This window comes from Gemmobacter nanjingensis (assembly GCF_014652195.1).
GTDB classification, from domain to species: Bacteria; Pseudomonadota; Alphaproteobacteria; order Rhodobacterales; family Rhodobacteraceae; genus Gemmobacter; species Gemmobacter caeni.
The window spans coordinates 73,480-97,547 of the sequence record NZ_BMYI01000014.1; the positions used below are offsets into that span (position 1 = coordinate 73,480).

General features: G+C 64.2%; 24 protein-coding genes and 1 tRNA gene. 11 read left to right on the top strand and 14 right to left on the bottom strand.

Features of this window, described 5'->3' with window-relative positions:
• Window position 1: 1 nt before the first annotated feature.
• A complete protein-coding gene (locus IE126_RS18900; protein ID WP_054303627.1) occupies window positions 2–661 on the bottom strand; it encodes an alpha/beta hydrolase in 660 nt (219 codons plus the stop codon).
• Window positions 662–803: 142 nt separating this feature from the next.
• Here IE126_RS18900 and iscR point away from each other — a divergent pair, with 142 nt between their 5' ends.
• The 3 genes from iscR to IE126_RS18915 are packed head-to-tail and all read left to right on the top strand — an operon-like array spanning window position 804 to window position 3,652.
• A complete protein-coding gene (gene iscR / locus IE126_RS18905; protein WP_054303626.1) occupies window positions 804–1,265 on the top strand; it encodes a Fe-S cluster assembly transcriptional regulator IscR in 462 nt (153 codons plus the stop codon).
• Window positions 1,266–2,903, top strand: a complete 1,638-nt coding sequence (gene cimA / locus IE126_RS18910) for a citramalate synthase (RefSeq protein WP_229825662.1) — start codon at window positions 1,266–1,268, stop codon at window positions 2,901–2,903.
• A complete protein-coding gene (locus tag IE126_RS18915) occupies window positions 2,900–3,652 on the top strand; it encodes a phytoene/squalene synthase family protein (RefSeq protein ID WP_189381859.1) in 753 nt (250 codons plus the stop codon). The genes cimA and IE126_RS18915 overlap by 4 nt, the downstream gene beginning before the upstream one ends.
• Window positions 3,653–3,755: 103 nt before the next feature.
• Here IE126_RS18915 and IE126_RS18920 read toward each other — a convergent pair whose 3' ends face one another.
• Window positions 3,756–4,412 carry an alpha/beta hydrolase gene (locus IE126_RS18920; RefSeq protein ID WP_108129521.1) on the bottom strand — a complete coding sequence of 219 codons (657 nt, stop codon included), beginning with the start codon at window positions 4,410–4,412 and terminating at the stop codon, window positions 3,756–3,758.
• The gene (locus IE126_RS18925; protein ID WP_054303623.1) at window positions 4,409–5,038 is read right to left on the bottom strand and encodes a DNA-3-methyladenine glycosylase family protein; all 630 of its coding nucleotides are present in this window, start codon (window positions 5,036–5,038) and stop codon (window positions 4,409–4,411) included. Before IE126_RS18925 ends, IE126_RS18920 begins: the two co-directional genes overlap by 4 nt.
• A 76-nt stretch (window positions 5,039–5,114) precedes the next feature.
• Between IE126_RS18925 and IE126_RS18930 the strand changes: the two genes are divergently transcribed.
• From IE126_RS18930 to pgi, 5 genes are all read left to right on the top strand, one after another.
• Window positions 5,115–6,332 carry an MFS transporter gene (locus IE126_RS18930; protein ID WP_189381860.1) on the top strand — a complete coding sequence of 406 codons (1,218 nt, stop codon included), beginning with the start codon at window positions 5,115–5,117 and terminating at the stop codon, window positions 6,330–6,332.
• 170 nt (window positions 6,333–6,502) lie between these two features.
• Entirely contained in the window at window positions 6,503–7,087 is a 585-nt protein-coding gene (locus tag IE126_RS18935) for an HNH endonuclease (RefSeq protein WP_054303621.1), read from the top strand.
• A 142-nt stretch (window positions 7,088–7,229) separates the two neighbouring features.
• On the top strand, window positions 7,230–8,684 hold the full coding sequence (gene zwf / locus IE126_RS18940) for a glucose-6-phosphate dehydrogenase (RefSeq protein WP_108129524.1): 1,455 nt from the start codon (window positions 7,230–7,232) through the stop codon (window positions 8,682–8,684).
• On the top strand, window positions 8,681–9,352 hold the full coding sequence (pgl, locus tag IE126_RS18945) for a 6-phosphogluconolactonase (RefSeq protein WP_189381861.1): 672 nt from the start codon (window positions 8,681–8,683) through the stop codon (window positions 9,350–9,352). The genes zwf and pgl overlap by 4 nt, the downstream gene beginning before the upstream one ends.
• A 30-nt stretch (window positions 9,353–9,382) precedes the next feature.
• Complete coding sequence (gene pgi, locus IE126_RS18950; protein ID WP_189381862.1) at window positions 9,383–10,984, top strand: glucose-6-phosphate isomerase; 1,602 nt, start codon at window positions 9,383–9,385, stop codon at window positions 10,982–10,984.
• 34 nt (window positions 10,985–11,018) lie between these two features.
• Here pgi and IE126_RS18955 read toward each other — a convergent pair whose 3' ends face one another.
• Entirely contained in the window at window positions 11,019–11,372 is a 354-nt protein-coding gene (locus IE126_RS18955; protein WP_054303617.1) for a RidA family protein, read from the bottom strand.
• A gap of 205 nt (window positions 11,373–11,577) precedes the next feature.
• Here IE126_RS18955 and IE126_RS18960 point away from each other — a divergent pair, with 205 nt between their 5' ends.
• Window positions 11,578–12,180 (top strand): CHAP domain-containing protein, encoded by a 603-nt coding sequence (locus IE126_RS18960; RefSeq protein ID WP_108129527.1) that lies wholly within the window; start codon window positions 11,578–11,580, stop codon window positions 12,178–12,180.
• Window positions 12,181–12,446: 266 nt separating this feature from the next.
• Here IE126_RS18960 and IE126_RS18965 read toward each other — a convergent pair.
• The 10 genes from IE126_RS18965 to IE126_RS19010 all read right to left on the bottom strand — a co-directional run bounded on the left by IE126_RS18965 (window position 12,447) and on the right by IE126_RS19010 (window position 21,920).
• Window positions 12,447–12,520 (bottom strand) — tRNA-Gly (locus IE126_RS18965).
• Window positions 12,521–12,665: 145 nt separating this feature from the next.
• Entirely contained in the window at window positions 12,666–13,211 is a 546-nt protein-coding gene (locus IE126_RS18970; RefSeq protein ID WP_054303615.1) for a fasciclin domain-containing protein, read from the bottom strand.
• Window positions 13,212–13,306: 95 nt separating this feature from the next.
• Window positions 13,307–13,936 carry an anti-sigma factor gene (locus IE126_RS18975; protein WP_189381863.1) on the bottom strand — a complete coding sequence of 210 codons (630 nt, stop codon included), beginning with the start codon at window positions 13,934–13,936 and terminating at the stop codon, window positions 13,307–13,309.
• A complete protein-coding gene (locus IE126_RS18980; protein ID WP_189381864.1) occupies window positions 13,933–14,475 on the bottom strand; it encodes a sigma-70 family RNA polymerase sigma factor in 543 nt (180 codons plus the stop codon). Before IE126_RS18980 ends, IE126_RS18975 begins: the two co-directional genes overlap by 4 nt.
• A gap of 45 nt (window positions 14,476–14,520) precedes the next feature.
• Window positions 14,521–16,551, bottom strand: coding sequence for an ASKHA domain-containing protein (locus tag IE126_RS18985; protein ID WP_189381865.1), 2,031 nt, complete (start codon window positions 16,549–16,551; stop codon window positions 14,521–14,523).
• Window positions 16,552–16,566: 15 nt separating this feature from the next.
• Window positions 16,567–16,992, bottom strand: a complete 426-nt coding sequence (locus tag IE126_RS18990) for a cupin domain-containing protein (protein ID WP_054303611.1) — start codon at window positions 16,990–16,992, stop codon at window positions 16,567–16,569.
• Window positions 16,993–17,088: 96 nt separating this feature from the next.
• Window positions 17,089–19,536, bottom strand: coding sequence for a calcium-binding protein (locus IE126_RS18995; RefSeq protein ID WP_189381866.1), 2,448 nt, complete (start codon window positions 19,534–19,536; stop codon window positions 17,089–17,091).
• Window positions 19,537–19,678: 142 nt separating this feature from the next.
• On the bottom strand, window positions 19,679–20,659 hold the full coding sequence (locus IE126_RS19000) for a methyltetrahydrofolate cobalamin methyltransferase (protein ID WP_054303609.1): 981 nt from the start codon (window positions 20,657–20,659) through the stop codon (window positions 19,679–19,681).
• 9 nt (window positions 20,660–20,668) lie between these two features.
• A complete protein-coding gene (locus IE126_RS19005; RefSeq protein WP_054303608.1) occupies window positions 20,669–21,592 on the bottom strand; it encodes a methylenetetrahydrofolate reductase in 924 nt (307 codons plus the stop codon).
• Between the two features lie 31 nt (window positions 21,593–21,623).
• Window positions 21,624–21,920 carry a virulence factor gene (locus IE126_RS19010; protein WP_054303607.1) on the bottom strand — a complete coding sequence of 99 codons (297 nt, stop codon included), beginning with the start codon at window positions 21,918–21,920 and terminating at the stop codon, window positions 21,624–21,626.
• A 227-nt stretch (window positions 21,921–22,147) separates the two neighbouring features.
• Between IE126_RS19010 and IE126_RS19015 the strand changes: the two genes are divergently transcribed.
• Both IE126_RS19015 and IE126_RS19020 read left to right on the top strand, forming a co-directional pair.
• Complete coding sequence (locus IE126_RS19015) at window positions 22,148–23,287, top strand: Ppx/GppA phosphatase family protein (RefSeq protein WP_054303606.1); 1,140 nt, start codon at window positions 22,148–22,150, stop codon at window positions 23,285–23,287.
• Entirely contained in the window at window positions 23,284–24,030 is a 747-nt protein-coding gene (locus IE126_RS19020; protein ID WP_189381867.1) for an RlmE family RNA methyltransferase, read from the top strand. Before IE126_RS19015 ends, IE126_RS19020 begins: the two co-directional genes overlap by 4 nt.
• Window positions 24,031–24,068 lie beyond the last annotated feature (38 nt).

Here is a 24,068-nt window from a genome sequence, read left to right on the forward strand (position 1 = left end):
GTCAGCGGCTGCCTTCCCCCAGACGGCGGGTCACATAGCTGGACACCGTGTCGATCATGGGCTTCATATGCGCCTCTTCATTGCTGAAGAAGTGATCCGCGCCCTCGATCTGTTCGTGGGTGATGGTGATGCCCTTCTGCTCGTGCAGCTTGTTCACGAGGCTCACGGTATCCTTCGGCGGTGCCACGCGGTCGGCGGTGCCATTGATGATGAGACCCGAGGACGGGCAGGGCGCGAGGAAGCTGAAATCATACATGTTCGCCGGCGGCGCCACGCTGATGAAGCCGGTGATCTCTGGCCGCCGCATCAGAAGCTGCATGCCGATCCAGGCGCCGAAGCTGAAGCCGGCGACCCAGCAATGCTTGGCGTTCTGGTTCATGCTTTGCAGGTAATCCAGCGCCGAGGCGGCGTCCGACAGCTCGCCAATGCCCTGATCATACTCGCCCTGGCTGCGCCCCACGCCGCGGAAGTTGAACCGCAGCACGGTGAAGCCCATGTTGTAGAAGGCGTAATGAAGGTTGTAGACTACCTTGTTGTTCATCGTGCCGCCGAATTGCGGGTGCGGATGCAGGACGATGGCAATCGGGGCGTCGCGTTCCTTTTGCGGGTGGTAACGGCCTTCAAGACGGCCTTCCGGGCCGGCAAAGATCACTTCGGGCATTTCGTCGCCTTTACTGTCGTCCGCCCTTCGGAGATTGCGCAATCCGGGCGGTTCCATTAAGTCCCGTCGGGCAAGGCCCCGGGGGTTCAGGTGAGTTAAGCGCCCCTGCCGGTGGCGTCAATGGATTTGGGGGAAGCGGGCGATGAAACTGTCGACGAAAGGCCGCTATGCCATGGTGGCTCTGGCCGATCTGGCGCTGGCGAAACCCGAGGATCTGGTGTCGCTGGCCGAGATTTCGAAGCGTCAGGATATTTCGCTGCCCTATCTGGAACAGCTTTTCGTCAAGCTGCGCCGTGCCGGTCTGGTGGAGGCGGTGCGCGGCCCCGGCGGCGGCTACCGCCTGTCGCGAAGCCCCTCGGACATCCGCGTGTCCGAGGTGATGGAGGCGGTCGAGGAAACCGTGAACGCCATGCACACCGGGGCCGGGGCCTCGGGCGGTGTGTCGGGGTCGCGGGCGCAATCGCTGACCAACCGGCTGTGGGAGGGTCTTTCGGCGCATGTCTATGTGTTCCTGCACCAGACCCGCCTGTCGGATGTGATCCGCAACGAGATGCGCCCGTGCCCTGCCGTGCCCGCGATCTTCCGCGTGGTCGATGAAGACTGAATGACCGAAAGCCAGCCTGTCATGCGCGAGCATCTTTACCTGTTCGACACCACCCTGCGCGATGGCCAGCAGACGCAGGGCGTGCAATTCTCGCTGTCGGAAAAACAGCAGATCGCCCGCGCGCTGGATGCGCTGGGGGTGGATTACATCGAGGGCGGCTGGCCTGGCGCCAACCCGACCGACAGTGATTTCTTCCGCGACCGTCCGCAAACCCGCGCCACCTTCACCGCCTTCGGCATGACGAAACGCGCAGGTCGCTCGGCCGAGAATGACGATGTGCTGGCGGCGGTACTGGATGCGGAAACCCCTGCGGTCTGTCTGGTCGGCAAAACCCATGACTTCCATGTCACCACCGCGCTCGGCATCACCCTGTCCGAGAATGTGGAGAATATCCGCGCCTCCGTGGCCCATGTGGTCACGAAGGGGCGGGAGGCGCTGTTTGATGCCGAACATTTCTTCGACGGCTACAAGGCCAACCCGGATTATGCGCTGGACTGTCTGAAAGCCGCGTTCGGGGCGGGGGCGCGCTGGATCGTGCTTTGCGATACCAACGGCGGCACACTGCCCGAAGAAGTGGGCACCATCACCCGCGCCGTGATCGCGGCTGGCATTCCGGGCGACCGGCTGGGCATCCATTGCCATGACGATACCGGCAATGCGGTGGCCAATTCGCTGGCTGCCGTGCTGGCGGGCGCGCGGCAGGTGCAGGGCACGCTGAACGGCCTGGGCGAGCGCTGCGGCAATGCCAACCTCACCACGCTGATCCCGACGCTGATGCTGAAGGCGCCGTTCCGTGACAGGCTGGACACCGGCGTCAGCGACGCGGCACTTGCGGGGCTGGTCAAGACCTCGCGCATGCTCGACGATATCCTGAACCGGGTGCCCCTGCGCAGCGCCCCCTATGTCGGCGCTTCGGCCTTCGCGCATAAGGCGGGGCTGCATGCCAGCGCCATCGTGAAAGACCCCACGACCTACGAACACATCGACCCTGCGCTGGTAGGGAACGAGCGGCTGATCCCGATGTCCAATCAGGCCGGGCAATCGAACCTGCGCGCCCGGCTGGCGGCGGCGGGGATCGAGGTTGCGCCGAACGACCCGCGCCTTGCCCTGATCCTCGACAAGATCAAGACCCGCGAGGACGAGGGATACGCCTATGACGGCGCGCAGGCGAGTTTCGAGCTGCTGGCGCGGCGCGAGCTGGGCCTCTGCCCTGAATTCTTCGAGGTGAAACGCTACCGTGTCACTGTCGAGCGGCGGAAGAACAAATACGACCGCATGGTTTCCCTGTCGGAAGCGGTGGTGGTGGTGAAGATCGACGGTCACAAGATGCTGTCCGTCTCGGAAAGCATGGATGAGGCTGGCACCGACCGCGGCCCGGTCAACGCGCTTTACAAGGCGCTGGCCAAGGATCTGGGACCGTATCAGGCCTGTATCGACGACATGAAGCTGGTGGACTTCAAGGTCCGCATCACCCAGGGCGGCACCGAGGCAGTCACGCGTGTCATCATCGACAGCGAGGATGGTCAGGGTCGGCGCTGGTCTACCGTGGGTGTCAGCCCGAATATCGTGGACGCAAGCTTCGAGGCGCTGCTCGACGCGATCCAGTGGAAGCTGATCCGCGATCAGGGCGCCGCATGAGCGAGGCCTGCGCCGAGATCGTGCAGCGCGCCGACCCGGAGCGTTTCGCCGCATTGATGGCTGCGCCGGTGGCGGATCGCCCGGCGCTGGCGGTGCTCTACGCCTTCAATGCCGAGGTTGCGCGTGCGCCTTGGGCGAGCAAAGAGCCGATGATCGCCGAAATGCGCCTGCAATGGTGGCGCGATGCGGTCGAGGCCGCAGCGGCAGGTGGCGGGCAGCCGCATGAGGTCATGACCCCGCTGGGAAATATGATCCGTGACAAAGGCTTGCCGGTCGAAGCTCTGGACGGGATGGTCGCCGCACGTCAATGGGATGTCTGGCGCGAACCACATGCCGATGCCGCCGCGCTGTGGCGGTATCTAGAGGAAACCGGGGGGGTTTTGCTGTGGCTCGCGGCGAAAGCTCTGGGCGCGCCGGACCGGGCGGAGCCCGCAGCGCGCAGTCTGGGCGCTGCGCAGGCCCTGGCCAATTACCTGCGCGCGGTGCCCCAGCTTGAAACGCTGGGACGCATTCCGCTGGTTGACGGGACGCCTGCTGGCGTCGCAGCGCTGGCCCGCGAAGGGCTTGCGCGCCTCGATACAGTGCGCGGCCCTATCCCACGCGGTGCGGCACTGGCCGCCTTCCTGACGCGGCCAGTTCTTGCGTTTGCCGCACAGGAACCCGCACGGGTGGCGGATGGCTCCCTGGAGCTGTCCGAGTTCACGCGCCGCAAACGTCTTCTTTGGCAAAGCCTTACCGGGCGTTTCTAACTTCCGGCGGCAAGCTTGCGGCGCTGTCGGATGCCTCCGGCGGGAGTATTTTTTCAAGAAGCAAGACCGGGTGTGCCTTGCTTCTTGCCCAAATACTCAAATCTCAGCCGGGCAGCTTGTCATGCAGGAAGGACAGGGCGACTTGCAGCCCGTCGGGGGCAATGCCGTGACCAGTGCCTTTCATCACATGGCCATAAACTTCGAACCCGGCCGAGACCAGAGCGTCGCCGGCGCGGCCCATATCCTCGAACGGCACGACCTCGTCGGCATCGCCGTGGATCAGCAGGATTGGCGGCTTCACCTGCGCTTCAGCGCCGAGCAGTTCCGGCACCAGCAGGCGGCCCGAGAATCCGACGACGCCGGCCATGGCGCTGTCGCGGCGCGGAGCCAGATGCAGGCTCATCATCGTGCCTTGCGAAAATCCAACCAGGGCAAGGGCTTCGATGCCGATCTTCTCTTCCGCCAGCTTCGCGTCGATGAAAGAATTCAGCTTTTCAAGCGAGACGGCCATGGAGGCCTGCGCCGCTTCTTCCGAAGAACCGTCCAGCCACGGGATCGGGAACCACTGATAGCCGAAAGGGTTGCCGACGCAGGGTTCGGGAGCGTTGGGGCTGTAGAACACCGTATCGGGCAGATGCGGCGCCAGCGGGTCGGCGAGACCCAGCAGGTCATCGCCGTCGGCGCCATAGCCATGGACGAAGATCACCATGGATTTTGCCTTGCCCGATTGCGGCGCCTTGCGTTTCGATTGCAGCATCATCTGATCCCTTCGCGGTCCTTTGCCACACGGTAGTAGGCCCAGAGCAGCCGCGCTGCAACCGCCCGCCACGGTGACCATTCGGCGGCGATCACGCGCATCTCACGTTCATTGGGGCGCTTTTCGAGATTGAAAAGCAGCCGCGCCGCCTCCTGCAAGGCGAGGTCGTTATGAGCGAAGACATCGGCGCGGCCGAGGCTGAACATAGCGTAGATTTCAGCGGTCCACCGGCCAATCCCTGGCAGTTCAACAAGTTGCGTGATGATCCTGTCATCCGGCATCGCCCGCAGCGCCGGGAAATCCAGCCCCGAATCCGCAAGCGCCCGCGCATAGCGCAGTTTCGGGCGGGAGAGACCGCAACCGCGCAGGTCTTCGTCGCAGGCCGTCTGCACTGCTTCGGGGGTGGTGAAGCCCGCCGCCTCCATCCGGCCCCAGATGGCGCGGGCGGAGGCGACCGAAACCTGCTGGCTGACGATGGCGGACAGGAGTTCGGCAAAGCCTTCGGGGCGTCGGCGCAGCGGCAGATCGCCGGTCAGAGCATGTGCCTCGGCGAATCTGCGGTCATGGCGGCTCAGCCAGTCCATGCCCTCGGCAATATCTGCCGGTCCCTCGATGATACGTCCGACCATGGTTCCCCCGATTTGCCGCAGGTTAGGGGCGCGCTTGCCCCTTGCGCAAGGGCGCACGGGCGGATTAGCTGCCGCCATGAGCGTGACATCCCTTCCGAATGACAGCATCGCCCGCCGCAACATGTGGGTTCTCGTGGCCGCGCAGGCGGTTCTGGGCGCCCAGATGCCGGTGATCTTTACAATCGGCGGGCTGGCGGGCAGCCAGCTGGCGGGTAACCCGTGCTGGGCCACATTGCCGATCTCGCTGACCGTCATCGGGTCCATGCTCTGGGCACAGCCGCTGTCGGCTGTGATGCAGCGCTGGGGGCGGCGCGTCGGTTTCGTGGTGGGCGCGCTGGCCGGGGCGGCCGGGGCGGCGGTGGCTGCCTACGGGCTGTATATCGGATCATTCGCTGTGTTTTCGGCGGCGAGCCTGCTGACCGGCGGCTATATGTCGGCGCAGGGTTTCTACCGTTTCGCGGCGGCCGATGCGGCGTCAGAGGCGTTCCGGCCCAAGGCGATTTCCGGGGTGATGGCGGGGGGGTTAGCCTCGGCCATCTTCGGGCCGCAGCTGGTGAAGCTGACCTCGCAGGCCATGGTCGTGCCGTTCCTTGGCAGCTATCTGACGGTGATCGCACTGAACCTCGCAGGGCTGTTCCTGTTCGGGGCGCTGAAAAGCACCCGTCCGGCGGTGCGCGGGACCGGGGCAGCAGCGGGACGCACACGGCGCGAGCTGCTGCGCGATCCGGCAATTATCGTCGCCATGGTCTGCGCCACCGTCAGCTATGCGCTGATGAACCTGGTGATGACCTCTTCGCCGCTGGCGGTGGTGGGCTGCGGCTTCGAAACCTCGGATGCGGCGAATATCGTGTCTGCCCATGTGCTTGCCATGTATGCGCCGTCTTTTGTGACCGGGCATATCATTGCGCGCCTCGGGGTAGAGAAGGTGATTGCGCTTGGTCTGCTGATCCTTGCCGGATCGGGGGCGGTGGCCATGTCCGGGGTGAACCTTGAGAACTTCTATATCGCGCTGATCCTTCTGGGGATTGGCTGGAACTTCGGCTTCATCGGCGCCACCAGCATGCTGGCGGGGCATCACACCGCGGCAGAGCGCGGCACCATGCAGGGGCTGAACGATTTCGTGGTTTTCGGTGGTGTGTCGATGGCCTCGTTCGCCTCGGGCGGGTTGATGAACTGCTCGGGCGGATCGGTGCAGGCGGGCTGGTCGGCGGTGAACATGGCGATGCTGCCCTTCCTCGTTCTGGCCGGTGGTGCGTTGATCTGGTTCGCGCTGCGCCCGAAAGAGACGCGCTGACCCGGACATCTGCCGCTTTCGTCATCACGACGTTACAGGGCCCTGCCAGAACCATGCCCGACACTATGGGGCTTGCCTGTCGCCGGACGCGATATATAGTTTCCCCTGTCGGGGCGGACTCCCCGCCCTGACTGCCGGGACGGCAGGCGGGACGATGGCGGAGTCGATGAATGGACGGTGATTTCAGAACCAGTTTCGTGCGGGAACCCGCGGCGTTGCGGCATTACCCTGCGCTTGTGCTGAATGCCGATTATCGCCCCTTGTCCTATTATCCGCTCAGCCTCTGGCCCTGGCAGGAAACCATCAAGGCGGTTTGTCTGGACCGGGTGCAGATCCTCGCCGAATATGATGCGGTGGTGCACAGTCAGAGGGCCGAGTTCCGCATCCCCTCGGTCGTCGTGCTGAAAGAATTCGTCAAACCCCAGAAGCGCGTGGCTTTCACGCGCTTCAATCTTTTTCTGAGGGACGAATTCAAATGCCAGTACTGCGGATCGAAGGGCGATCTGACGTTTGACCATGTGCTGCCACGGTCCAAGGGGGGCATTACGAGCTGGGAAAATGTGGTTGCCGCCTGCTCGCCCTGCAATCTGAAGAAGGGCAACAAGACGCTGAAACAGGTCGGCATGCGCCTGATGCGTAAACCCGTGCCGCCGAGCGCGGAAGAGATGCAGGCCCATGGCCGGCGCTTCCCGCCGAACCATCTGCATGAAAGCTGGATGGATTATCTGTACTGGGATGCCGAGCTGGAGGCCTGAGCAGCTTCTTGCGATGAAAGCGCCACGCCATTCCGCTTTCCCGCAGCGAGTGCTAGACTTGCAGATGCGAAGCGGCTAAAAGGCGGATCGTTAGCGCTAACATACTTGCGGCGCAGCGCCGCAAAGCTGCGAGGAGAGGCCCATGGTTTCACGCGTCATCCCGGTCGAAACGTTCGACCTCGTGATTTTCGGAGCCACCGGCGATCTGGCGCGCCGCAAGATCCTTCCCGGCCTCTATCGCCGCTATCTGGCAGGACAGGTGCCCGCAGACAGCCGGATCATCGGCGCCGCGCGGTCCGCGATGGACAGGGCCGGGTTTCAGGCGCTGGTGCGTGAGGCGATCGAGGAGTTTGTGGCCGGTGACAAGCTGGACCCGGCTGCCATTGCAGAGTTTCTGAGCCGTCTGGACTATGTGGCCATTGATGCCAAAGGGGAAGACGGCTGGCCCGCGCTGGCCGCGCTGATGCGGCAGGGTGCGGTGCGCGCCTTCTATTTCTCGGTCGCGCCCGCGCTGTTCGGCGATCTGGCGGAGCGTCTGCATCTGCATGGCATCGCCGATGCCGACAGCCGCATCGTGGTGGAAAAACCCTTCGGCCGCGATCTTGCCACCGCCCGCGCGCTGAACGAGACACTGGCCACGCATTTTGCAGAGCATCAGATTTACCGCATCGACCATTATCTTGGCAAAGAAACGGTGCAGAATCTGATGGCAGTGCGGTTTGCCAATATCCTGTTCGAGCCGCTGTGGAACAGCCAGTTCGTTGATCATGTGCAGATCACCGTGGCCGAGACCGTGGGTGTTGAAGGCCGCGGCGCCTATTACGACAAGTCCGGCGCCATGCGCGATATGGTGCAAAACCATATGATGCAACTGCTTTGCCTGATTGCGATGGAGCCGCCGTTCCACTTTGACCCTGATACTGTTCGGGATGAAAAGCTGAAGGTTATCCGTGCTTTGCAGCCCGTTCCTGCCGAGGATATCGTGCGTGGGCAATATCTGGCCACAGGCGGCGCACCCGGCTATCTGGACGATGCGGAAAACCCGGACAGTCTGACGGAAAGCTATATCGCGCTGAAAGTTCAGGTGGCGAACTGGCGCTGGAAGGGCACGCCATTCTATCTCCGTACCGGCAAGAAGCTGCGTGCGCGGGCCTCTGAAATCGCGATCACCTTCAAGGAGCCCCCGCATTCGATTTTTGACGATGCCTCGGGCTGGCGCGAGAATGTGCTGGTGATCCGGCTGCAACCGAATGAGGGCATGAACCTCAAGGTGATGATTAAAGAGCCCGGCCCGGGCGGCATGCGTCTGACGCAGGTGCCGCTGGACATGAGCTTTACCGAGGCTTTCGGGGAAGAGGGCACTGACATGCCCGACGCCTATGAACGGCTGATCATGGATGTGATCCGCGGCAATCAGACCCTGTTCATGCGCGGCGACGAAGTGGAGGCCGCCTGGGCCTGGACCGATCCGATCATCCAGGGTTGGGAAGCACGCGGCGACCGGCCAAAGGGCTATGACGCGGGAGCCTCGGGGCCGGAAGATGCGTTGATGCTGATGCACCGCGACGGGCGGCGCTGGCGGGAGATCAAGGCATGAACTTCGTTGAATACCCTGACCGTGAACTGATGATGCTGGCGCTGGCCGACAAGCTGGCGGGTGAACTGGCGGATTTTCTGCGCCGCGAGGACCGCGCCTCGTTCTGTGTGCCGGGTGGCACCACGCCGGGGCCGATTTTCGACACTCTGTCAGGGGTCGATCTGGACTGGGACAAGGTGTCGGTCTTTCTGAACGACGAACGCTGGGTGCCGGAAGACAGCCCACGCTCCAACACCCGGCTGTTGCGGGAAAGGCTGTTGCGCGGCAAGGCTTTGCGAGCCAATCTTGTGCCGCTTTATCAACCTGCGCCGCAGCCCGAGGATGTTCTTGCGGATCTGGAGGCGCAGCTTGCGCCGCATCTGCCCATCTCGGTCCTTCTTCTGGGCATGGGGGCGGATATGCACACTGCCAGCCTGTTTCCGGGCGCCGATCGTCTGGCCGAGGCGCTGGCCTCGGATGCGCCGGTACTGCTGCCGATGCGTGCCGAAGCGGCAGGTGAGCCGCGGATCACCCTCACGGCGCCGGTTCTGGCAGGGGCCATGCATATCCATATCCTGATCACCGGCGCGGAAAAGCGCGCAGCGGTGGAGCGTGCGGCGGGCATGGACCCCCTTGAGGCTCCGGTCGCGGCGGTGTTGAAGAATGCGACGGTCCATTGGGCCGAGTGACCCGGCGGATTCAGCCAAGAGGATCTTTTGATGACTACGAAATTTGACGCGCTTCTGGCCCATCGCAGTCGGACCGCTGCGACCACGATCAGCAACCTCATGTCGTCGAAGGATAGGGCACAGGCATTTTCGGCGCGGCGCGGCGAAATGCTGCTTGATTTCTCCAAGACACAGATCGACGCGGAAGCCTTTGATCTTCTGGTGAAACTTGCCGAAGGGGCAGGGGTTTCCGACCGGCGCGAGGCCATGTTCTCGGGGGCGAAGATCAACGAGACCGAGGGGCGTGCCGTGCTGCATACCGCGCTGCGCAACCTCTCTGGCAGCGTCCTTGTCGACGGGCTGGATGTCATGCCCGAAGTCCGCGCGATCCATGCCCGCTGCGAGGCATTCGCCCGCGATGTGCGCGAAGGCCGCTTCACCGGCCAGGGCGGGCGCATCACAGATGTCGTCAATATCGGAATTGGCGGTTCGGACCTTGGCCCGGCCATGGCCTGTCTGGCGCTGTCCCCCTATGCCGACGGGCCGCGGTGCCATTTCGTGTCAAACGTCGATGGCGCGCATATTGCAGATACGCTGAAGCACCTGAACCCCGAAACCACGCTGGTCATCGTGGCCTCCAAGACCTTCACCACGATTGAAACCATGACCAACGCCAATACGGCAAAGGCATGGATGGCGGAAAAGGTCACAAATCCTGCCGCGCAGTTCGTCGCCGTGTCGACGGCCGGTGACAAGACTGCCGCATATGGCATTGATCCTGCGCGTGTTTTCGGTTTCGAAGACTGGGTAGGCGGCCGCTATTCCATGTGGGGGCCAATCGGTCTGTCGCTGATGATCGCCATTGGTCCCGAGGATTTCACTGAATTTCTGCGCGGCGGTGCCGATATGGACACGCATTACCGCGAGGCGCCCTTTGCCGAGAACCTGCCGGTTCTGCTGGCTCTGGTCGGGATCTGGCACAACCAGATCTGCGGTCATGCCACCCGCGCCGTGCTGCCCTACGACCAGCGTCTTGGCCGTCTGCCCGCCTATCTGCAACAGCTGGAAATGGAATCGAACGGCAAGAGGGTCAGCATGGATGGCATTGATCTGCCTTACGAATCCGGCCCGGTGGTCTGGGGAGAGCCGGGGACCAACGGCCAGCACGCCTTCTACCAGCTGATCCATCAGGGCACCCGTGTCGTGCCTTGTGAATTCATCGTGGCGCGAGAGGGTCACGAACCTGCTCTGGCGCATCAGCATCTGTTGCTGGTTGCAAATTGCCTTGCGCAATCCGAGGCGCTGATGCGAGGCCGCAGTCTGGAAGAAGCCCGTGCCATCATGGCGAAGAAGGGTCTGACCGGGGCGGAACTGGAGCGTCAGGCGCGGCACCGCGTCTTTCCGGGCAACCGGCCATCCACTACGCTGGCGATCCCGAAGCTTACGCCCTTCACCCTGGGTCAGATCATCGCGCTTTACGAACACCGCGTGTTTGTCGAGGGCGTGATTCTGGGCATCAACAGCTATGACCAATGGGGGGTCGAACTGGGCAAGGAACTGGCGCTGGCGCTGCAACCGATCCTTGAGGGGCGCGAAAGCGCCGAGGGCAAGGACAGTTCGACCCGGCAACTGGTCGCCTATCTGCGCAGCTAGGAAAAAGGGGGCCGCTCTGGCCCCCCTTCACATCTCACTTCAGTGCGGCGGTCACGATGACCTCGACCCGGTATTCCGGCGCGGCCAGCTTGGCCTCGCCAGTGGCGCGGGCGGGCGTATGGCCCTGTGGCACCCAGGAATCCCAGACCGCGTTCATTTCGGCAAAATCCGCCATGTCGGCCAGCCAGATCTGGGTCGACAGGATGCGGGTCTTGTCGGTGCCCGCTTCGGCGAGGATACGGTCGACCTCGGCGAGACAGGTGCGGGTCTGATCTGCCACGCTATCACCGGGGTTGCCAACCTGTCCGGCCAGCCAGACGATGCCATTGTAGCAGACGCCTTCGCTCATCCGGGCGCCGGTGCCGATGCGTTTGATATCGGTATTCATGCGAGCCTCCTGTGTAACTACAGGCGTCGTGCTAGCCGTTGAACCGGGGAAAGGAAAGCCCGTTCCCGACAGGCTCTGCACCGGGCAGGACACGGGCCGGGACGGGGACAGTGGCGGATATCTGCTCAGCGGAAATTCTCGCAGTTGCGGCATTGGCGGCCGCTGTGCCAAACGGAAGCCGCACCGAAACAATAGACCGTTGACCATGATCCGCCCCCTCAGCGCCGCGCTTCTGGCCCTCAGCCTGATCGTTCCCCCGACCGCCAGTTTTGCCGAACGGCATGAGCCAGCCATCAAGGCCAGCAATGCCCGCGTCAGCACCTCAAACGGTCCGAAGAAGCAAAGCCGCACGGCGCTGCACAAGGCCGCGAAAGAAACCGACCAGCGACGGGCCGAACTGAAGTCTGCCGTCGCGGCGGCGAAGGCGTCGCTGAAGCCCGTGCGTGGCCGTATCTGGTGCGTGCCCTTCGCCCGCGCTGTCACCGGGATCGAGATTCGTGGCAATGCCCGTACCTGGTGGAATCAGGCCGCTGGCAAGTATCAGCGCGGCTCGGAGCCGAAAATCGGTGCGGTGATGAATTTCAGCGGCAGCCGGAAAATGCCGATGGGGCATGTGGCGGTGGTCTCGAATGTCGTCGACAGTCGCCGCGTTCTGGTGGATCAGGCGAACTGGGAACGAAACCGCATCACCCAGGACACGCTGGTGGTCGATGTCTCCGCCCGCAACGACTGGTCGCAGGTGCGCGTCGCCAATCCCAACGGCACCCTCGGCCGCGTCAATCCGGTCTACGGTTTCATCTACCGCTGATCGCTGAATGCCTGTCAGGCCGCAGGGCCTGTGCAGGGGTCACATCGCCAGAGCCAGCCACCCGCTAAGAAGCCCCAGCATCGCGCCGATCATCAGGAACGGCAGGGGTTGGGGTGTTGCTTTGGCCATGACTTTCGCTTGCCGCGACATATCCATTCTCCCACTTCTTTCGCAAGATCAACGCACCGGACGCATTCGGGTTCCGACGCATTGCAAAATGCAGCGCATTTGGGCCGTGCCAGGGGTGGAGCGCGAAACAGGAAGATTGGAGCGGGTGAAGGGAATCGAACCCTCGTCATCAGCTTGGGAAGCTGCGGCTCTACCATTGAGCTACACCCGCATTGGCGGATCAGATAGCCGAATGGCCAGGGCAGTGCAAGGGTAAACGGGGCGACCCGGCAGGCAGAACGGCTTGTTCTGACAGGAAACCCCGCCTGCCGGGGGCAGACGGGGCGAAGGCTGTCATGCAGCGTGTGGCCGCGCGATCAGCTGGCCGGAAGCAGCACGGTGTCGATCACATGGATCACGCCGTTCGACTGTTTCACATCGGCGATGGTGACGGTCGCGACATTGCCCTGACCATCTTTGATCTGGACTTTGTCGCCATCCATCATCGCGGTGAATTCACAGCCGCCGACGGTTTTGACCGGATGCATGCCCTTGTCATCGGCGATCATCTTCACGATGGCATCCGACATGGCATTGGCCGCGACGACATGGCAGGTCAGGATCTTGGTCAGTTGATCCTTGTTTTCGGGCTTCAGCAGGGTTTCGACCGTGCCCGCAGGCAGCTTGTCGAAAGCGGCATTGGTCGGGGCGAAGACGGTGAAAGGACCGGCGCCCGACAGGGTTTCCACCAGACCAGCCGCCTTCACCGCAGCAACCAGCGTGGTGTGATCGGCCGAATTCACGGCATTCTCGACGATGTTCTTCGTCTCATACATCGGCGCGCCGCCGACTTCGGGGTTCTCGGCAAGCGCCGGGGCGGTGCCCAGGGCAAGGATGGCGGCGGCAATACGAATGGATTTCATCTGTCGTCTCCTGTGATCCGAAGCGGGTCTGTCCCGCCCGATGCCAGAAGTTACGGAGCCATTCGCGCGGGAGTTTCAGCCTCACGCGCCTGTGATCAAAGCGTGATCTGACCCGCAGCGACGATGGGTCCGGTGGGGACGCCCTGCGGTGCGCCACCTGCCGGTTCCAGCGTGACCGCGAGCGTCCAGCCTGCTGGTGGCGCCGGATAGGCCACGCGCAGCGGATCGGTGCCGATCAGGCCAAGCGAGACCGGCGCCGCGTCCGGTGCGATGATCCAGAGCTCGTGCGACTGGCTGGCGATTGGCGCGGCCCCAGCGACGCGGCGAAGGATCAGATCACGCCCGTCGTAATGCGCCTCGAACCGCAGGCCCGCATCGGGCGCACCGAGTTCGGCGATGACGGGCGGGGCGGAGGGCGCCAGCAGCGGCGGCAATACCACCGCACCCAGCAGCACGGCCGCTGCCGTGACAAGCCCGCCGAGCCAGCCTTGCCAGCGCGATCGCGCAGGCCGGGGGAACAGCCGCGCCTCGATGGCGGGGAACAGGTCGGGCGCCGGGCTTTCGGCATATTCCGTATTCAGCCCGGAGAGGCGATCCTCCCATTCCGCGACCAGTTCCTGCAAGGTGGGATCGGATTTCAGCCGGGCGGCAAAGGCCAGACGCTCGGCATGGGGCAGGGTGCCCAGCACATATTCGCCCGCGATGTCCCGGTCTTCGACGCTCATGCCCGGACACCTTCCATGCAATCGCGGAGCGCGGCAAGCCCGCGCCGCAGCCAGGTGCGCATGGTGTTCAGCGGCACGTCATGCCTGCCTGCCAGATCGGCATAACTCAGCCCGTCCAGATAGGCGCCGCGCAGCGCCGCGGCGCGAGCCGGTTCCAGGGTGTCAAAGCACTGGACGATCTGCCGGGCCTCGCCCAGCGCGATCAGGCGGCTTTCGGCCCGTGGTGCGCTGTCGGCGATCTGGTCGTATTCAGCTTCCTCGGTCTCTGTCGGGCGGGCGCGCAGCCGGTCGATGGCCAGATGCCGGGCGACGGCAATGACCCATGTCATGCCGCGTCCCCGTGCGGGGTCAAAACGCTGCGCGCGCAGCCAGATCCGGGTATAAACCTCTTGCAAGGCTTCCTCCGCTTCCTGCCGGTCTTTCAACATACGCAGGAGCACGCCCATAAGTTTCGCGCTGGTGGCGGAGTATAAATCCCGAAACGCCGCGCGGTCCTGCGCGGCGCATCGGGTCAGCAGATCGGCTATCGGATCATCCATGCCCGAGAAGCTAGCGCAGCGGCGCCAAAGTCAACCCCGCGAGGGTCATCCTCTGCGACGGCGACGGCCTTCAGAGCCTGCGGTATTGTAGCTGACTTCCGGCAGGGGCGCGATGGCGGCCAGATGCGGGAAGGGATCGACCGCGTTGGGGATGGCGCTTGCATTCACGAAATGCTCCTGAAAGCGCGGCTCGATGGCAGTCTCGACCTTGTGGATCTCGTGCGCCGTCGCCTCGATCGCATCGCGGGCGGCGCGGTTACAGAGCGCGATCCGCGCGCCGGTGCCGGCCGCATTGCCCGCGCTGGCCACCTTGTCCAGCGGCGCATCAGGGATCATGCCAAGGATCATCGCGTGTTTCGGGCTGATATGGGCACCGAAGGCCCCGGCCAGCACGACACGATCCACATGGTCGATGTTCATTTCATCCATCAACAACCGTGCGCCCGCATAAAGCGCCGATTTCGCCAGCTGGATGGCGCGGATGTCGCCCTGTGTGACCGTGATGACCGGCCCGCCCGTCGCGCTGCCATCGAACATGAGATACGAGTTGGTGCGCCCCTCGGGGCGGCAGCGGTCGGTGCCGACCTGTTCGGCCGATCCGATCAGGCCCGAGCCATCCAGAATCCCCGCCAGACGCATCTCGGCCACCGCTTCGATGATGCCGGAACCGCAGATGCCGGTGATACCGCTGTTCGCCGTCGCCTCGGCAAAGCCCGGATCATCCGACCAGAGGTCGCTGCCGATCACGCGGAAACGCGGCTCCTTAGTGGCCACGTTGATCTCTACCCGCTCAATGGCGCCTGGGGCGGCGCGCTGGCCACTGGAGATCTGCGCGCCCTCAAACGCCGGGCCGGTGGGGGAGGAACAGGCCAGCACCCGCTCCTTGTTGCCCAGCAGGATTTCCGCATTGGTGCCGACATCCACGATCAGCACCATATCCTCGGATTTGTCGGGCGCCTCGGCCAGCGCCACCGCCGCCGCATCGGCGCCGACATGGCCCGCGATGCAAGGCAGCACATAGACCTGCGCCGCGCTGTTCACCGCCGTCAATTCCATCTCGCGGGCGGGCAGGGCAAGGCTGCCCGAGGTCGCCAGCGCGAAGGGCGCCTGACCCAGCTCCACCGGGTCGATGCCCAGAAGCAGGTGGTGCATCACCGGGTTGCAGACAAAGACCACCTCGTAGACAGAGGCCGGGTCCACGCCCGCCTCGGTGGCGATGGCCTGCACCAGCCCGTTGATCGAGGTGCGCACCGCCGCCGTCATCTCCTGATCGCCGCCTGGGTTCATCATGGCATAAGAAACACGGCTCATCAGATCCTCGCCGAAGCGGATCTGCGGGTTCATCACGCCGGACGAGGCCAGCACATGCCCGTCGCGCAGGTCGCACAGATGCGCCGCGATGGTGGTCGATCCGAGGTCGATGGCAAGCCCGTAAAGACCGCCGTCATGGTAGCCCGGCCAGAGGTCCAGAATGCGATGCGCGGTATCGCGATTGCCGCGATGCAGGGCGACGGTGATCTTCCATTCCCCCTTGCGCAGCACGGGTTGCAACCGGCGCAGCACCGCCAGATCGGCGACCACGGCATCGACCTGCCACTGTTCGGCCAGCGCACGCTGCACACGTTCGAAATCGCCGGTGGGTTCATGCATGTCAGGCTCTGCCACCTCGATGAACAGGAGGCGGGTCGCCGGGTCCATCGTGATCTCGCGCGCCGTGGCGGATTTGCGGATGACCTGCTTGTGCACCTGGCTTTCCGGGGGCACGTCGATCACCACATCGCCCATGACCTTGGCCTGACAGCCCAGCCGCCGCCCGTCGATCATGCCGCGCTTGGATTTGTAGCGTTCCTCGACGCTGTTCCACTCGCTCAGCGCTTCATCATCGACATGGATGCCGAACTTGGGAAATTCGCCATATCCCGGCGTGATCTGGCATTTGGAACAGATGCCGCGGCCGCCGCAGACGCTGTCGAGGTCCACGCCCAGCGACCGTGCCGCCTGAAGGACCGGCGTGCCCAGCGGGAAACGCCCCCGCTTGCCCGAGGGGGTAAAGATAACCAGCGCGTCGTCACTCATCTTGGCCTCTTGCAGTCAGGCCGCCCGTTCGGGCGGTATCGGGGGTTCTGGCTCTGCCGGGACGGGCAGAAAGCTGTAGGCGATCTGGTCGAAGGAATCGCGCGCGAAGGTGTAGAACCATTTCAGCGGCGCCGAAACCACGGGCACGCCATGCACGGCGCCGCCGGGGATGAAGAGCATGATGCCGGGGGCGAGCCGGTGCGGCACGCCGTCGATCACCACTTCGCCTTCGCCCTCCAGCCCGAAATAGACTTCGGCCTCGGGGTGGGAATGAAACGCAAAGAACTCACCCGGCGCCATCAGCGCGATGCCGCAGACAAGGCTGTCGCTGGCAGTCATGCCCTGCGACAACAGGGTCTTCCAGCGAATCGTTCCCTTCGCCGGGTCATCCCAGGTTGCCTCCGGGCAGTTGCCCGCATCCACCGAAATCGCGGCGCGCATGTTTCCCTCATACCCTGTCGCTGGCCCTTTCTAGGCCGGGGCGGCACGCTTGCCATGGCTGTTCGCGGCAGGTTTCGGTCAGGTTGCGGCGTGGCGTCAGAAGAACAGGTCTTGCAGGAACACCTGATGGCCTGGCGCAAGATGCAGTGTGCTGCCCGCATCGGTTTCCACCAGCCGCATGCCATCGGGCAGATGCGCCAGATCCACGGCGCGATTGCCGAAAACAAGCCGATCCTCGCCGGGGGTGAAATCGGTGATGACCGACCGGCTGGCGGTCTTGCCGGCGTCATGGAAAATGAAACGATCCGCGCCGCTGCCGCCGGTCAGCACATGGCCGCCACCAGACAGATCGGCAAAAAGCGTGTCGCGCCCGGCACCGCCATCCAGATGCGAGCGGCCCGTGCCACTGTGCAGAACGTCATTGCCTGCGCCGCCCGCCAGCGTGTCGCGCCCGTTGTCACCGAACAGGGTGTCACCACTACCGCCGCCGGAGAGGGAATCGTTGCCCGCGCCACCGGCCAGCACATCCTGACCGGCACCGCCCTCCAGCACATCATGGCCCGCACCACCGCTCAGCATATCGTTGCCGGTTTCGCCGAGCAGCCGGTCATTCCCCGCCATGCCCAGCAGTTCGTCATTGCCGCCACTGCCGCGCAACAGATCCTGCCCGCTTCCGCCGTCGATGTGATCTGCGCGGGCCGTGCCCAGAACCGTATCGGCCCCGGTGCCCGCCGTCACGCGGCGCAGGGCGCCGAAGCTTTGCCCTTCGATATCCTGCCAGCCTTCGCGGATCAGATCGTTACCGGCGGTCCCCTCGACCGATGTCTTGTCGCCCGCCAGCAACAGCGCCGCCGCGCCAATCTTGCCGCGGGCGTTCAGCAGGATCGTCTCGGTCCCGTCGGAATGTGTGATCACCACATCATCCACTGCCTTGCCGTCAAGGGCGCGAAAGGTCATCCGTGCCTTCACGTCGGTCCAATCCGTATAATCCCGGCCCAGATACAGCCGGTCTCCTGCATCCTGACGGAAATCCGTTACCAAATCGGAACCGGCAGAGGCATCGAAACGGTCAGCGCCCGCGCCACCCTCCAGCGTGTCATGGCCTGCTCCGCCGCGCAGCAGATCGTCACCGCGCCCGCCGAACAGCAGGTCATTGCCGGATTGCCCGAGGAGCGTGTCCGCATCGTCCTGACCGAACAGAAAATCCTCATTCCCTGCGCCACGCAGCAGATCGCTGCCCTTGCCGCCATACAGAAAGTTGTTGGCCTCCGCCGCCCCGGTCAGCGTATCGGCACCGCCATAGCCAAAGGCGAAACCGGCGCCCGCGACAGGATCCATGGACAGCTTGCCGTCATAGTCCTCGTTGCGCAGACGCGCAGTGACGACGTCTGCCTCCAAAGCCTCGTCCCCGTTATGGCCGCGCGGGGCATCGTCAAGCGAGAAGGCATTCAGCGCGAAGGCGAGGCTGTGCTGGTGCAGGTAGCGCAGCTTCGCCCCGCTGTCGACGGCGACAAGGCTGGAGGCGCCCGCCTCGGCACCGGAAAACCATGTCGTGCCGATGCCGCGATCCGCGAACCATTCCTGCATGCGCGACATGCTGCGCGTCACATTCGGCGCGAGGCTGAAATCGTTGATCAGCGCGCCGCTGAAGCTGGTTTCCGTCAGCAGGATGTCGTCATCGCCCAGCGGAGCCAGCGCCGTCGTGTAGATTTGCGCAAGCTCTTTGGGATCGGTCACTTCGGTGCCACTGTGCCAGCCGGGATAAAGATGCCCGGCCCAGACCAGCGCATCGCCGATCTTGGCACGCAGGAAATCCAGCGCGCTTTTGTTGCCTACTGAATTTTCTGCCAGATCGGTGAATCGCGCCGAATAGGCCCAGCCGCCGACCAGCACCCGCGCATCCGGGTCAGCCGCCTGCACCCTGGCCGCAAGCTCGGCCATATGGCGGGCGTAAAGCCCGACAAACTGCGCTTCGGCGGCGAGTTTGGTGCCACGCTCTGCCAGTGTAACACCACGCTCGTAGGCGGCGGCCTCGTTCGCAAGTTCGTAGCCCCAGACCGCCTTCTGCGCACCCGGATGCCGGTCGAGCCACGCCAGCATCTTGTCCCAGGCGGCGATCGCGCCATCCTGCACAGTTCCGTCCAGTGCTTTGGCAAGCTGCGCGCTGGTCATCGCGCCATCGTCGCCGGTGGTCTGCTGTGCACCATCTGTCAGGGTGAAGATCAGCTTGAAACCCTGTTTCACCGCTGCGGCAATGAATGCCTCGTATTGTGGATGCAGGCCCCCCCTGGTGTCGAAAGCATACTGGTTGAAGGAGAGGCGTAGGGTGTTGACGCCGGGCAGGGCAGTGCGCAACCCCTCGGCAAAGCCTTGTGGGTCGTCATCCATTCCGAAGGGCAGGATCTGCTGCTGGCCCTGCCAGTTGTAATAACGCCGGTCCTCGGCCAGATGTGCGTCATAGCTGCCGGTCGCGCGGTCCTGTTCAGCCGTCTTTTCGGCGAGAAACAGGATATGGATGGCATTGATATGGCCGAGGTCGCTCATCTGGTCCGGGTCAGGCTGGGGGCTTGATCCGGTTTCTGGCGGGCGGCGATGGTCAGATTAGGCCCGGCCTGCGGCAAAACTGTGCCGCTCATGCAAAACGCCCGCCGGCAAGGGCGGGCGTCTGCATCGGAGAGAAACCGGATCAGCCGCGGCCGCGACGGCCACCCCGGCGCCCGCCCGCAGCCTGGCTGGCAGCGGCGGAGGCTTCGGCGAAGGACGCACCGCCCTCGACCGCCTCGATCACCTTGGCGAAGCGAATCCATTCGCCGCCATTGGCATCGTGGTTCATCAGGAAGTTGGCGGCGCGGATCGCCTCCATCTCCACCTGACGGACCGGGTTCATGATCGCGCTCGTCATGCCCGCACCGATGGCCATGGGCAGGAAGGCAGCGTTGATGCCGTGGCGATGCGGCAGGCCGAACGAGATGTTCGAGGCGCCGCAGGTGGTGTTCACGCCCAGTTCCTCGCGCAGGCGGCGGACCAGCGCGAAGACCTGCTGACCGGCGGTCGCCATGGCGCCCACCGGCATCACCAGCGGGTCCACCACGATGTCATGCGCCGGAATGCCGAAATCGGCGGCGCGTTCGACGATTTTCTTGGCCACGGCAAAGCGGACATCCGGATCGGGCGAGATGCCGGTGTCGTCGTTGGAAATAGCCACGACCGGGACGTTGTATTTCTTCACCAGCGGCAGCACCAGTTCCAGCCGCTCTTCCTCACCCGTGACCGAGTTCAGCAGCGGACGGCCCTCACAGGCCTGAAGCCCGGCTTCCAGCGCGCCCGGCACCGACGAGTCGATGCACAGCGGCACGTCCACGGTCTGCTGAATGATCTCGATCAGCGCCTTCATCAGCGGCGGTTCGACAAAGTTGTTGTCGGCATAACGCGGGTCTTCGGCCATCTTGTTGGTGAAGACGGCGCCCGAGTTCACATCCAGCACGGTCGCGCCACAGGCCACCTGCTCCAGCGCGTCCTTGATGACGGTGTCGTAATTGCCCATCTCCAGTTCGGCCGCCAGCTTCTTGCGCCCCGTGGGGTTGATACGCTCGCCGATGACGCAGAAGGGCTCGTCAAAGCCGATGACAACGGTTTTGGTTTTGGATTCGAGAACGGTCCGGGTCATGGCTTTTCCTTACGCTTGATTGGCCGGGACGCCCGAGGCGCCGCCGTGTTCGGTGGCCCAGGTGGCATTGGTCTTGATGCCGCCAAGGGGGAAGAAATGCACGGATTCGATGCCGAAATCCGGGTTTTGCGCCTTGTGGACCGCCAGTTCGGTGATGAACTCGTTGGGTTCATAGGGCAGCAGCAGCTTGGTCACGTCCATCGCCCGCTTTTGCAGCACGCGCAAGGAGGGGCCGACGCCGCAGGCGATGGCAAATTTGATCATGGTCTGAAGTTTGGCCGGGCCTGCCACACCGATATGCACCGGGATCGAGACACCTGCCGCATTGATCCGGTTCACCCAGTCGATGACCGGGCCAGCCTCAAAGCAGAACTGGGTGGCGATCGCCATTTTCGCATCGGTGCGATTGGCGAAATCCTGTTTCCACTTCAGCGCCTGCATGACGATGGCATCGCCGCCGTCCTTGTCGATGTCCTTGTTGCCCTCCGGGTGGCCTGCCACATGCAGCCGCTCGAACCCGTCGAACAGGCCCGTCTCGATCAGCTGTATCGAGCTGTCGAACTCGCCCGCCGGGGTGTTGACGCCACCGCCCAGCAGCAGCGCCTGTTTCACTCCGGCCTCGCCCTGATAGCGGGCAATCCAGTCGGCCAGAGTGGCGCGGTCCTTGATGATGCGGGCCGGGAAATGCGGCATGACGGGGAAGCCTTCGGCGCTGATGCGCTTCGCCGTCGCCACCATGTCCTCGATGGGCGTGCCCTCGATATGGGCGATATAGACGCGGGTGCCTTTCGGCAGGATCGCGCGGAAATCCTCGACCTTCTCGGCAGTGCGGGGCATCACCTCCATCGAGAAGCCTTTCAGGAAGGTCTCGACCTCGGGGGTGACGCCGGTCGCGGCCGGGGCATTGTCACGACGGAAACTGAACAGCGCCATGGGGCAGCTCCTCACATGGGGCGCGGGGCGCTCAGGCCCGGCCCTCGGCCTCGATCAGCGCCTTGAGGCGCGCGGTGTCATATTCGGCATCCAGACGGTCGGCGGTGTCGCGGGCGATCTGGTCCGGTTCACCCTCCACCTCGTAGGGGGCGGCCTTGCGCCATTCAGCCAGATAGGCGTCGGCGTCCTTCGCCCCCACCTTCATGGCGCAACGGTCGATCGCCTGCTCAAAGCGTTCGGGCAGTTGCACTTTCGATCCCCGACGGCCCTTGCCGACGATGACCTGGGCCGGAATGTCCCGCCAGTAAACGATCGTGACCTCGGGCATCGCTGATTCCCCTCTGTTGCGTGTTTCCCGTTCTATGCGTCGGCCAGCGACCGGCAGTGTCGGATTTCGACATCCGGCGCGCAGTCCGCGACAGCGACAAATCTACCTTGTCGCAGGCCGGGAAGCGAGCGCCCGCGCATCGGCGCACAGACCGTTCCGCGTATCCGCGCTTGCGCGGGGGGGACAACGGGTCTACGTTTACGGTAACCGAAAATGGAGGGCGGATTATGGCGCCCGAGCGTCCCCGGGGGGAGGACGCGATCCCGCAGCCCGATGCCCTGATGGGGGCGGGTGCGGTCGAACCGTCGACCCCTCATGACACCCGGTCGGGGCCGCAGCTGTATGCTGCGCTCGATCTGGGGACCAACAGTTGCCGAATGCTGATCGCCCAGCCGAAGGGCAGTCAGTTTCAGGTCGTGGACAGCTTTTCCAAGACTGTCCAGCTAGGCGTGGGGCTGGAGGCCTCGGGCCGGTTGTCGCGTGCCTCAATGGGGCGCACAGTGCAGGCCCTGCGCATCTGTCAGAAGAAGATCGAAAAGCATGGCGTCAGCCGGATGCGGCTTGTCGCCACCGAGGCCTGTCGCCGGGCGCGGAATGCGCGCGATCTGATGCGCCAGATCCGTCGTGAAACCGGCCTGTCGCTGGAAATCATCCCACCCGAGGAAGAGGCGCGGCTGGCGGTCATTTCCTGCGCGCCTCTGGTCTCGCGCCGGACCGAACAGTTGCTGGTGGTGGATATCGGGGGTGGTTCGACTGAACTGGTCTGGATCGACCTTTCCGAAGTGGCCCCCGAGGACCGGCAGCGCGCCATCATGCAACTGCATTCGGGCTTCAATCAGCCGGGCGCGGCCACGGCCGCGCGGGTGGTGGACTGGATCTCGGTGCCGCTGGGGGTGGCGACGCTGAAAGATCAGTTTCAGGATGTCGAGGACGATGCCGCCCGCTTTGCGCTGATGAGCTGGTTCTTTGAGGAAAACCTTGCCAGCTTTTCCCCCTACAACGCCGAAAACCCGCGCGAGGGGTTTCAGATCATCGGCACCTCCGGCACCGTGACCACGGTCGCCGCCAGCTTTCTGGGCTTGCGCCGCTATGACCGCACCAAGGTGGACGGGCTGCGCATGACCTCGTCCCAGATCGACACGGTGATCCGCGACTATCTTTCGCTTGGCCCCGAGGGCCGCCGCACCGATCCCCGCATCGGCCGTGACCGGCATTCGCTGATCATGTCCGGCGCGGCCATCCTTCAGGCGCTGATGCGAATCTGGCCGACCGACCGATTGTCGGTGGCGGATCGCGGATTGCGCGAAGGGCTTCTTTACGCACAGATGAGCGCCGACGGCGTTCTGGAAGACGGACCATATACATGACGACACCGCCCAAGAACACTTCCGGCCGGGGCCAGCGCGACCTGCGGGTCCGGGTCAAGACCGCCAAGGGGCGCAAGCTGTCCTCGACGCTCTGGCTCGAACGGCAGCTGAACGATCCCTACGTCCAGCGCGCGAAACGCGAAGGCTATCGCGGCCGCGCAGCCTTCAAGATTCTGGAACTCGATGACAAATACGGCTTCCTGAAACCCGGTGCGCGGGTGGTGGACCTTGGCTGCGCGCCCGGAGGCTGGTGCCAGGTCGCGGTGGAGCGGGTGAATGCGCTGGGGCAGAACCCGAAAAAACCGCTGGGAACCGTGCTGGGCGTCGATTTGCAGGAGGTGGAGCCGATTGCGGGGGCCGATATTCACCAGCTCGACTTTCTGGCGGATGATGCCGATGACAAGGTGAAGGGCTGGCTTGGGGGCCGCGCGGATGTGGTGATGTCGGACATGGCCGCCGCTGCCTCGGGGCACAAGGGCACCGATCACCTGCGCATTATCGCGCTGGTCGAGGCCGCGCTGGCCTTTGCCTTTGACGTGCTGGAGGATGGCGGCACCTTTGTCGCCAAGGTTCTGGCCGGCGGCGCCGAGATCGATATGCAGACCATGCTGAAGAAGAACTTCACCAAGGTCGCCAATGTAAAGCCGCCCGCCAGCCGCTCCGACAGTTCGGAAAAGTTCGTGGTCGCCATGGGCTTCCGCGGGCGTCAGGCCGAAAGCGGCGCGGGCGAGGCGGAGGACTGATTGAAAAGGGCGCCCGAAGGCGCCCTTTTTCGTTCCTC